This window comes from Flavicella sp. (genome assembly GCF_037132785.1).
In the GTDB taxonomy this organism is placed as follows: Bacteria; Bacteroidota; Bacteroidia; order Flavobacteriales; family Flavobacteriaceae; genus Flavicella.
In genome coordinates this window covers 1-11,459 of the sequence record NZ_JBAHZZ010000131.1, presented here as the reverse complement: position 1 = coordinate 11,459, position 11,459 = coordinate 1, and the positions used below count along the sequence as shown (strand labels likewise).

The following is an 11,459-nucleotide window of genomic DNA, read 5'->3' as shown; positions in this document are numbered from 1 at the left end:
ATAGACAAAAAACTTCAGTAAAGAATAGGTACTTATTTTATCAAGGTTTCTTTTGTTTAAATAATCTTGTTTCACAAACCAATGTGCTAGGTCTGCATCGTATTTATCTGTCTTTTTTTCAACCCATTTATTAACTTCTCTGCTAATTGTTGAACGCGCTCTATTTAGAGTTTTAGCAATGTAGGATTCTGATTTTTTTTCATCTAAAAGAGTCTCAATTTGTACTCTTTCTTTACGGGTAAGTCGTCTATGTTTTTTTACTGCCATTTTACAAATCTATAAATTTAGATTTGTTGCGTTAAGTTATTGAATGGAGGTCTTAGATTCAACTAATAAACGGCAACTTTTAGATTTTAGGTAGCTGGTATTAGACCTATTAATTTTTCGATACCTATCGTGTTTGTAATTCTTTTTAGGTTGTATGCTATAAAAATAAATCCAACATCAGCAGAGGCTCTTTTAATGGATTTCTTTGTCATAATGTGGTCAAATCCCCATTGTCTTTTCATGGTTCCAAATGGATGTATACTAAAAGTGTTTGATTTTTAGTCAACCTATTTCAGGAATGTACATACTTTAAATTCATTCTCTATTTTTTACTTTTTTATATGCGTTTAGGAAGGGATTGTTTTTAAATAATCAATTTTATCATGAAATTTTAACGCTAGTTTCTTCATTTTAATCATTAATCGTTCTTGATCCCATTCTTTTCCATCCAAAAAAAGTAACATTACAATATATTGATCTTCCAATCCATTTGAAAAATCATATTTATTTAATCGATAAATCTCTCTTAGAACCCTTTTTATTCGGTTTCTATCTACTGCTTTATTTACTTTTCTTTTTGGCACTGAAACACCTAATTTAAGTGGGAATAACGCATTGTGTTCTTTTTTCAAAAACACCATTCGTAAAGGGTAAGAAGACACAGAGATTCCTTCAACAAACAATTGTTCAATTGCTTTTTTGCTTTTTAACTTTTCCTTTTTTCCGTAAGTGAATTTCATTCAGGCAAAAATAGAAATAATAGTTGAAATGTAGAGAGGAGAAAATAAAACTCTTTAAACAAGAATATCAAAGTAATTATTTTAGAACAAATATCTTACTGAACCAGAAAAATTTCTCCCAGGAGCACTAATTCCTGAAGCAAACTCTTTGTAGTGGATATCAAAAATGTTTGTGGTTCTAAATTGCAGTTCCAAATTCTTATTTACTTCATAAAAAACAGAAAAATTAACAAGTTCCCAACTAGGAGTACCTGCATACATATCAACCTCTAAATCTGCGTTTTCATCAATTACAGGAGTTTGTTCTATATTGTCAATACCCTCAAATATATTATATTTTTCGGGTAATTTTGCTCCACTAAATTCATATTCAACACCAAAATCAAAATTTTCTATACTATATGTTAAACCTAAATTTCCGAAAACAGGAGGGATAGAGGACATATATTCATTCGTGTCATATGTTTTACCCTGTGTATAAGTTATGCTTCCTCTAGTAGACCAGTGTTCCGTTATATCTCCTTTAAAGTAAAAAGATCCCCCTGCTATATAAGCTTTATCTCTATTTACATTAGCATATACTGCTGCTATCTCTCCATCATACAAAATCTCAGTATCACCCTCTTGTTGGGTATCCCTATCAAAAGGAGCTCTAATAATATAATTATTCAACAAGGTATAATACACATTGGCACCAACACTAAATAATTTATTATTAAAATACTGAGATACACCTATTTCAGAATTATAAGCGAACTCAGGTCTTAAGGTTACATTCGGAACAGTTACATTTCCACCTTTTTCTCTAATTTTCCCTACATCATCAACATTTGGAGACCTAAAACCTGAAGATAACACAGCACTAAATTTTATGTTTGTAGCTGGTCTGTACACATGCCCTATCGTAGCCGTTAATGCAGAATTATTTAAAGAAATATCTGAGTCAGGTAAGGTTATAAACGATTGATTAATCCATTTAGCATTTAATTGGGTACTTGTAAAACGAAGCCCGGTATTTAAGGTGTTCTTAGTATTTAAATCTTGACGATATTCTGTGTAAATCGCCTGAGTAAAATAATCTGAACCTCCGTCTGGATACCTTGATTGAACAGCATACTTGCCTAAAACTCCCGTGATTTGATTTGTTTCTGGATTAATATACAAAGAGTCCCCATAAGAATTACTTTGAACAGAATTATAAACCAATTCGAAACCATAAGACAGAGTCCTATTATTTCTAGAGGTAAGTCCTACAGAAAAATCGCCATTTAAACTAAAGACATCAACATTTTCTTTACGATAATCTCTTTTGTCTATCGCTGAAAATTTTCTCTGAATTCTAGATTCATGAATATCTTGATATGCCAAAGTTATAGTTCCATTATCAATATATTTGTTTATTTCCGTCAACAATAACTGACTAGAAATCATAAATCTTTTTTGTGGTCCATAAGACCACTCAGCAAATTTCAACTCCCCATCACTTGTTTCTTCTGTCAATCTATCAAACCTTGGAATGTCTGAAGATTCAGAATACTGAAGATTAAACATAAGGTCCATTTCATTAGAAACAGGAATAAATATTTTTTGCAATACATCAACTTGAGAAAACCCAGTGTTTTTCTGAAGATTAGGATCTGTATTAACAACACTTTTCGAATTAGAATTTGTTACTGAGTTGTCGGAATATTTAAAAACCTTTCCCCAGTCTTTATAGCCATGTTTTCTATTGCTTCCCATTCTAAGGTCTCCAAACTTACTATAAGAAACGCTTGTATACGAGGTCCATTTCTTAAAACTCAATTCTATATCCAAGCTACTAGTAAACTCATTATTAACAGAGCTATATCTTGAAAAAACTGACGAATTAACCTCATTAAATTCAGAAGTTTTTAATGATTTTGTATAGTAATGAATAACCCCCCCCAAAGCATCTGAACCATAAACCACAGCAGAAGGACCAAAAAACACTTCTACCCTGTCTAAAATTGAGGGAGAAACCGTGATTCCATTCTGTAAATGCCCTTTGCGATATATTGCATTATTCATACGCACTCCATCAACCACAAGTAATACTCTATTCGCCTCCATACCTCTTAAAACAGGGCTCCCTCCTCCAGATTGTGATTTTTGAACCTTAATGCTCGGTGTTTTCGCTAATAAATCTGCTGATGACTGTGGCGAAATCTTTTTTATATCTCTAAAGTTAATCACCTCAATATGTTCGGCAATCCTATTTTTCTTTTGTTTACTTCTTGTGACAGACACAACAACTTCATTTAATGTCTCTGTCAATCTATTCATCACCACAAACTGATCCTTTTTTATCTCTAAAAAAGACATTTTTTCCTTAGCATATAAATAATGGTATAAAAAAACATGCTTTTCTCCTGAAAACACGGATACATCTACCTGCCCATTAAGATCAGAATAAACTACAACGGATTTATCTCTGTTAGAAACCAAAACACCACTAACAGGCAACGAGGAGTCACTCCCTATAATTGAAATCTCTTGAGAATTCAATTGAAATACTCCAAGTATAAAAATCAAATATACAATGAATCTTCTCGTCAATTAAATAAATTTTTAAGCACTTCTATTGATTTGGGATTTCTAAAACTCACTAAGTGTAATTTATAATATTCAATTATTATTTCTAACAATCTTTGTCTTGAGTTAACATTAAGCATCAGTTTATGTGCTACATCAAACTTTATACCCAAAATACTTTTAAACAACAACAAATCTTCACCTTGCAAACTCGGTCCCAAAAACGCAGCATTCGTAAATACACCTTCATTTAAATTAAACGAAACGCTATTTAGTCTTGTTAGATCCGGATAAAACCCTAAATACTTAGTTAGATTTAACAAAAAAACAAAATGAAAATTAGAAACATGCTTATGAAGATCAAGCCATTTTAGCGAAGCCTCAAGATACAGATACAAATCCTTATTTTCCTCCTCCTCCTGAACCGATATTACCAACATCTCTGCTATAAAAAAAACTATGGCTTGTTTTACAAAATTAGTATATAAACTTTCGTATGCATAAACAATTCTCGCTTCTTTTATTGAACCTAACGCTCCTTTATTCGAATGACTAGCAATAAATTCTAGTTGTGTTAAGGGCTGAAAATAAGCGGGCTTTAAACCTCCTTTTTTAGATTTCAAAATTGAACGGAGCAAATAACTTCTAATACCCAATTGTTGTGTATAACACTTAACAATTAAACTAGAGTCTCCATATTTCAAAGAAGACAAAACAATGGCTTTGGTTTGTATTTGCATTAATTGATAATTGCAATTTTTGTAGATGACGTTTGCTTACCTTCTACATTAAACAATAAAACTATATAAATACCCGAAGCTACTTTTCTACCCGCTAAATTTCTTTTATCCCAAACAAAACGACCTCCATATGAAGATTGATTTTCTGAAGCATTAGATTCAAAAACTAAATTCCCAGCAACATCCAATATTTTGATATTTGTATCTTCGGGCAAATTAGAATTCTTACCAACAATATTAATTTGATCATTATTTTTTAACGAAGGATTAGGATATGCATAAACTTCTGATAAATCTTCTCCATAACTAAGCACCCCCGCATCAAAAGCTACAATCCCGTCAAAAGTCCCAAAATACACTCTTCCAGAAGAATGATCTATCCCAATTGACAATACATTATTTGTTGGTAAAGGTGAATTATCAGTATTAAATCGGTTAAGTGTCGTTTTCCCTGTAGAATTCGTTTGAAGCACACCTCCTGTTGCAGTTGCAAACCACAGGTTTCCAGCTCCATCAACTTTAATATCATTAATCTGCATGCCATCTAATAATATTGAAGCACCATCATCGCTGTCGATAATCACAGGTTCTGCAGACTGGAAACTACCCGAAAACACATTTTCTACATCAGAAAACAAAACTAATCCCTGCAGGGTTCCAACCCAAATATTATTATCCATACCAATAGCTATCGCCCTTACATTATCATTTGGTAGTCCATCATAATCGGAGGTTAATAAAGTCTTTTTATTATCTTTTTCATTATAAACAGACATTCCAATATTTCTTGAACCCATCCAGATATTTCCAAATCCATCAATTTTTAACACCGTAAATTCACTGTCATCTATTGACAAATGATGATCAGACCAAACCCCATTAATAGATTTTTTTTTCAATGCCCCTGAACCATCTGTCACAAAAGAATTGATTACCCATAAATTTCCTATATCGTCAAACGATGTTCCATAAATTCTTGTCGTAGTATACCCACTTGTTTCACTCGTATAATTTTTCAAACCACTATTTGTTCCCAAATTTGTATTAACAGCATTCCAAAAATCATAAAACATATCATTTTCTATAACTAAAATACCTCCTCCATCATGACTATCTACATCACCATATTTTTGAGCGTAAGAACTCACATAAATTTTTTCTTTGTTTTCAGGATCAACTGTTACATATAAAAGGTCTCTCGATACACTAACCCCTACGTTTTCTACTCCAAAAGCAATATTAATCCATTTCTCTCCATTAAAATGACTTATCCCTTTGGAATAACCTAATGGAGCAAACCCAGTATTGATTCCTCCATAAGCAGTCCATAAATTACCATTAGAAACTGTAATAGAAAACAATTCATTAGAGATAGGCCCATCAGGGTAAATTTTTTCAAAATTATTAGGTTCAATAAATTCACTAGTTAAAACACCAAACTCATCAGAGCCTAAATAAAAACTCTGGTTATCTATCTCAATAGAATTTAAATCCGTTGTGGTAGAATTGCTACTTACTTTCAAATCGAAATTAGAATCGTAGAGAAATGCCTGATTGGAAGTTATTGCGGCAAAAGTCTCCTCATAAGAAGAAATTGACACGACACTATTTGGAAGACTCGCTTTTAATTCTAAAATTGAATTATTAAGTATTTTATAAATATTATTTCCTTCAGTGGTTATGACTTGATTTTGAAAACTCATAATTGACAAAAAATCACCTGAAAAATTTTTAACCCAATTGTTAGAATCCGCTAAATTATCTGTCATTGACGCTATATAAACCCCATCATCGGTTGATGCAAAAATATCATCATCAAAAACCAAAATTTCTAATATTTTTACCTCTGTAGAATTTTGACCAATAAAATAAGTATCATCAAACTGAAAATTTATTAAATCATATACAACAATCCCGAAACCTAAGGCTAGGTATATTTTATTTTCAAAACCATAAATGGAATTGATTTGTGTTTCTGTCGAAATCTCAGACAATCGAATATCAACAACTATTTTCACTTCTCCGTCTTTATCAATTATTTCTAACAAACCATCTTCATAGCCAACAATCAACAACTGTAATGTTTTATGATAATAGATTGAAGATGTTTGATTTCCAGACAGTCCATTAACAGAAGAAATTTTCTGCACCTCTCCGGACTGGGTATCAAATGTAAACACAGCATTCTCCGTAATTGCATAGATAATATTTGATTCCTCAACAAAATCTACAATATTAGTATAAGAATAAAAATCATTCCATTTAGAACTATAGTCTACCTGAGCATATATATTCAACGCAAAAAGAAACACCAATATTTTTAAAAGACATTTCATAATCTCTAAATGTATATCATTTTAAATTACAACCTACCTCTAGACTCTTTATTGACAGTAGCTGGGTAGTTTTGTCAAATATAATATTAACTAACTGATTTTATATATATTTACCCAATAGACTTCTTAAATTCATAAATAATGTCCATTGAAATCGAACGAAAATTTCTTGTTACAAATAATACATTTATATTAAATAGTCATAAAAAACAATTTATAAAACAAGGATTTTTAAATTCTAATAAAGATAGAACTGTCAGAATAAGAGTTTTAGACCATCAAGGATATATTACAGTCAAAGGAATTAGCAATAAAAGTGGCACAACACGTTTTGAGTGGGAAAAAGAAATTTCCGTCCAAGAAGCAGAGTCTCTTCTATTATTAACCGAACAAGAGCCGATTGAAAAATTTAGATACCTTGTCAAAAACAATAACCTTGTATTTGAAGTAGATATTTTTGAAGGTTCAAACAAAGGTTTAATAATTGCCGAAATCGAACTAAGTAATGAAAATCAAAAATTCAACAAACCTGAGTGGATTGGGGCTGAAGTTACTGGTGATATTAAATATTACAACTCTAGTTTAAGCACCCTTCCATTTTCAAAATGGAGTAAAAACAATTAAAGCTCACAAATTAATATGAGCCTCGGTAATAAATAAACCCTACCCCTAAGATTTATAAATTATCAACATCTAAGATACCTTTAAATTCTAAATTGTCAAAAAAAACTCAAAAAAGATAACTGTATTATCTTTAAGTAATTACGATAGAATATCCTCGCGATTTTTAGCAACAATTTTGCTTTTTCCATAAAATAATTCTTTTTTAAGCAAATTGGAACAATAACTATCTTACTGGAAATTTTACTGTAACTCTAGTCCCTGTTTCGCAATTATCTGATATATTTTGTGTAAAAATATCAACGTAATCCGAATTATACATTAATTTAATTCTTTTCTCTGTGGCATAAGACCCGAAAAATTTTCGTTTTGATGATTTTCTATTTTTTGCTATCATCTCATCATTAATACCAATTCCATTATCCTCAATACATATTACAACTCTATCTTCATCTAACTGAATTTCTAATTTAATACGCTTTTCACCTTCTTTCCCTGCCAATCCATGCCAGATAGAATTTTCTATATAGGGTTGTAAAAACAATGGAGGAACAAATATATTATGCAAATCTAGACGATTATCAATCTCTTTTATAAAAACAAACCCGCCAGATAATCTTGTTTTTTCTAAGCCGATATAAGTTTCTAAAACCTCAATCTCTTCAAACATTGATATTTCTGATCTTTCTGAATTTTTAAGCGTAAGCCTAATCAACTTTGAAAAATCCGTGATATAGTCAGAAGCTTTTTCTTTTTCACTTTTTAACACGAAATTATTAATCGAATTCAGTGAATTAAACAAAAAGTGTGGATTCATTTGACTTCGTAAAGCTGTCATCTTTAACTCAGCCGCTTCCTTTTGTTTTAAGGCAAATTGGATTTTTAGATTGACCTTTTTTTCCCTGATTTCCTTAAACATATTCCCTATTATATTTGTGAATATTAAAGCCTCAAAGATGACCCCTAAATAAGTAAATATCGTTGGTTCAAAACCTAATGAATCTATATCATTACGAAATATAACTTTCACATAAGTTCCAATATTCCCTAATACTAAAAATGTTGCTGAACCAGAAATAAAATAAAACACATTACGTCCCTTTATTTTAAAAATAACAAAATAAGTCCAGACAGAGAATACAGTTATTATGTTAGAAGAAAACAAAATATATATTTTTACTGTTTTGGGCTCTACTAAAAAATAAACGAAAGGCAAACTACATGAAAGAAACAGAAGTGTATATTTTTCAATTACCAAATACCGGTCCCATTTAGGAATGGTATATTTACTTGATAACAAAATCCTTACAAATTCAACATAAAAAACAAAAGACAAAAAAAACAATGAATGCTCAAAAACATCATAAAAACCACTCCAAGCAACAGGCATCAAGGGCTTAAGAAAACATAAAAATATAAATAATAAATAAAGACTATAATTCAAAAATAATTTTCTCTTATTCTGAATATACAAACCAAAATTTAGTAGGAACAAAAGCAACAAACCACCACGAGTCCAAGAAAAAAACTCAGCGATTATATCCTCAAACATTAAGTTTAAGTTTTTCTATTAGTTCATTTTTTTTCTTTCTACTAACACTTGCTGTTAACCCATTAGTTAGAATCAAATCACCGCCGTCTCTTTTTATATATTCTTTTACATGGTCTAAGTTTACCAAATATGAATTATGGACTCTATAAAATGAACTTAATTTAAATTTCTTCTCAACCTCTTTAAGGGTTTTAGACACTATAATTTTTTTGTTGGACACCAAATAAATAGTGGTATAGCTTTTATCTGATTGTAACATTATAACATCAATTGCATCAAGTAAGTATATTTTTCCATCTGCATAAATATTAATTTTTGGCAACGAAGGTTTCATAGAATATAACAATGTATCTATTTTTAATGCTAAATTCTCTCTATTCAATTTTTTTCGCGCTTTATCAACAGTCAATATTAACTCGGTTTTATCAATCGGTTTTAACAAATAAGCAATCGCGTCTTCCTTAAAAGCCTGAAGAGCAAATTCGTCAAAAGCAGTCGTAAAAATCAACTCAAAATTTCTGGTCGATAATTTCTCTAAAAACCGAAATCCGGTCATCTCAGGCATATGAACATCTAAGAAAACGAGATCTGGACTAATAACCTCAATACTCTCTAAAGCTTTTTTAGGACTAGAACAAATAGTAATTTCTATATCTGAAACGTATGTTTTCAGCTTCCACTCTAACACTTCTAAAGCGTCTATTTCATCATCAATAATTAATATTTTCAACATTATTTTCGACTTTTATAAATACGAAAATACGGATATTTTCAAAGAACATAAGTATAGAGGGCAATAAAGTGAAATAAACTGCCTAATAGAACAAAAACATGGAAAATAGCATGGTTGAAGGGAATCTTATTTATCGCAAAAAATAGAGCTCCAATTGAATATAAAACACCTCCAATAGCCAATAACCAAAGTCCACTAACTGTAAATTTATCAAATAAGGTATTAATAGCAAATAGAATCATCCAACCCATAACGATATAAGTTAGGGTAGAAACAATTTGGAATTTCCCAATAAAGAAAATTTTATATAAAACGCCAAATAATGCAATTCCCCAAGTTCCCCAAAAAACAATCCAACCTAAAGTTCCTTGCAGCACAACTAACGCCACAGGAGTATAGGTTCCGGCTATAAGAATATATATAGCTGAATGATCAAAAATATTTAAATAGTACCTGTACTTCCTATTCTCTGCACTATGAAAAAGTGTGGATGCTGTGTATAAAACAATCATACTAACACCATAAATCACAAAACTTAGAATAACTATAGAGTTGTTAGACTGACAAGCTTTTATAATTAAAAAAGGAAAAGCAATTAAACTAAGCAATAGTCCAAAACCATGGGAATATATATTTAGTTTCTCTTCTAGTTTAGAATAATATGTGACTTCGTATTTCATAGAAAAAATTGTAAATTACTTTTATAGGACAAAGGAAAGCATGAACTCTAAATAGTTTCTTCTAGACTCCTTAAATCGGATAGAATCAGCTCAAAACACTGATTATTAAGCATAGAAACATCTGATAAGCACAAATCAGACGTGCTAATAAATGAGTTTATTTTAACTCTCAAAAGCCCAGGCATACCTCTAAAAAAAATATAGGGAAACCGTTTTTTGCAATCGTAAAAAACCAATGGAACAATCGGCATATTATGCTCTATAGCCAATCTGAATGCTCCATTTTTAAAATCAGACAAAACTATAGACATGTCATCTGTCACCATGCCTTCAGGAAAAATACAAATACTGAATCCAGCTGAAATCTTTTTTTGAGCCGCTTTATATACCATTTGTTTACTTTTTAGATTTGACCGATCAACAAGTATACAAGTACGCTTATAAAAAAAACCGAAAATGGGTACTTTAGCCAATTCTTGTTTCCCGACAAAAACAAATGGATTTTTAATTATCGAAAGCATTAATAAAACATCTAATATAGATGTGTGATTTGCGATAAACATATAACTTTTTCCTTTTTCTGTTTTTTGCTCAAACGCTTTTTTTACATAAAACCCAGTACAAAAAAGTATCGATTTGGCCCAAATTTTAAGGATCTTAAAAAAAAAGGAATACCATGATTCTCTTAAAGTAACAATCAACAAAATCGGAGCAAACAAAAACACCAACCCTGTAAAAAGAATATAAAACCAAATTTTCCATAGCAAACGAAGAATATTTCTAAAAAACTCTATCATCGACCAAATTTAATGCAATTCTTTAGAACCCCAATCCTAAGAAACAAATTCTAACAAATATTTAGATTTTTATCTATCAACCGGATTTTCCAGAGTGTTTTTTTTCTACCAATAATTCTCAAACAATAAGAAACATCAATAAACACAATTGATTTGCTCTATTGAATCTTATTATAAGCAGTTGCATGAAAACACTCAGAAGAAAGATAAAAGCTGCATTTTTTAGTCAAATAAATGTTCTTATCGATTGGGATCGCATTTCAAAAATAATTGACAAGGACTATTCCATGGGTAAAAGTGCCGTTGGTAAGCCTTGCTATGATGGTTTGTTGCTTTTTAAAATGTGTCTTTTGCAAAGTTGGTATGGTTTAAGCGATTACGAAGTAGAAGATAGACTTAACGATAGTTTGTCATTCAGCTATTTCTGTGGAATGACAATA

The 11,459-nt window shown here is 30.7% G+C and carries 12 protein-coding genes; 2 read left to right on the top strand and 10 right to left on the bottom strand.

The genetic code is table 11. The features are described 5' to 3' along the window. The 6 genes from V5787_RS08760 to V5787_RS08735 form a co-directional block, all read right to left on the bottom strand. The coding region (locus tag V5787_RS08760) for a helix-turn-helix domain-containing protein (RefSeq protein WP_336892865.1) at positions 1-267 on the bottom strand (267 nt) is incomplete at its 3' end. Positions 268-353: 86 nt separating this feature from the next. Then, positions 354-509, bottom strand: coding sequence for a hypothetical protein (locus tag V5787_RS08755; protein WP_336892864.1), 156 nt, complete (start codon positions 507-509; stop codon positions 354-356). Positions 510-614: 105 nt separating this feature from the next. Beyond that, a complete protein-coding gene (gene rnpA / locus V5787_RS08750; protein ID WP_336892863.1) occupies positions 615-1,007 on the bottom strand; it encodes a ribonuclease P protein component in 393 nt (130 codons plus the stop codon). Positions 1,008-1,088: 81 nt separating this feature from the next. Continuing rightward, the gene (locus tag V5787_RS08745; RefSeq protein WP_336892862.1) at positions 1,089-3,584 is read right to left on the bottom strand and encodes a TonB-dependent receptor; all 2,496 of its coding nucleotides are present in this window, start codon (positions 3,582-3,584) and stop codon (positions 1,089-1,091) included. Then, positions 3,581-4,300 carry a DNA repair protein RecO gene (gene recO, locus V5787_RS08740; protein ID WP_336892861.1) on the bottom strand — a complete coding sequence of 240 codons (720 nt, stop codon included), beginning with the start codon at positions 4,298-4,300 and terminating at the stop codon, positions 3,581-3,583. The genes V5787_RS08745 and recO overlap by 4 nt, the downstream gene beginning before the upstream one ends. Next, complete coding sequence (locus tag V5787_RS08735) at positions 4,300-6,636, bottom strand: two-component regulator propeller domain-containing protein (protein ID WP_336892860.1); 2,337 nt, start codon at positions 6,634-6,636, stop codon at positions 4,300-4,302. The genes recO and V5787_RS08735 overlap by 1 nt, the downstream gene beginning before the upstream one ends. Positions 6,637-6,777: 141 nt before the next feature. Here V5787_RS08735 and V5787_RS08730 point away from each other — a divergent pair, with 141 nt between their 5' ends. Then, positions 6,778-7,260, top strand: a complete 483-nt coding sequence (locus tag V5787_RS08730) for a CYTH domain-containing protein (protein WP_336892859.1) — start codon at positions 6,778-6,780, stop codon at positions 7,258-7,260. 223 nt (positions 7,261-7,483) lie between these two features. Here the strand turns inward: V5787_RS08730 and V5787_RS08725 are convergent, their stop codons facing one another. From V5787_RS08725 to V5787_RS08710, 4 genes are read right to left on the bottom strand one after another with little or no spacing between them, the layout of a single operon-like run. Next, positions 7,484-8,809 (bottom strand): histidine kinase, encoded by a 1,326-nt coding sequence (locus tag V5787_RS08725; RefSeq protein ID WP_336892858.1) that lies wholly within the window; start codon positions 8,807-8,809, stop codon positions 7,484-7,486. After that, entirely contained in the window at positions 8,802-9,542 is a 741-nt protein-coding gene (locus tag V5787_RS08720; protein WP_336892857.1) for a LytTR family DNA-binding domain-containing protein, read from the bottom strand. The genes V5787_RS08725 and V5787_RS08720 overlap by 8 nt, the downstream gene beginning before the upstream one ends. A gap of 38 nt (positions 9,543-9,580) precedes the next feature. Beyond that, positions 9,581-10,222: a hemolysin III family protein gene (locus V5787_RS08715; protein WP_336892856.1), complete on the bottom strand. Its 642-nt coding sequence runs from the start codon at positions 10,220-10,222 to the stop codon at positions 9,581-9,583. A gap of 47 nt (positions 10,223-10,269) precedes the next feature. Continuing rightward, entirely contained in the window at positions 10,270-11,019 is a 750-nt protein-coding gene (locus V5787_RS08710; protein ID WP_336892855.1) for a lysophospholipid acyltransferase family protein, read from the bottom strand. 185 nt (positions 11,020-11,204) lie between these two features. Between V5787_RS08710 and V5787_RS08705 the strand changes: the two genes are divergently transcribed. After that, positions 11,205-11,459 (top strand): transposase (locus V5787_RS08705; protein ID WP_336892854.1); only part of this gene is annotated, 255 nt, incomplete at its 3' end.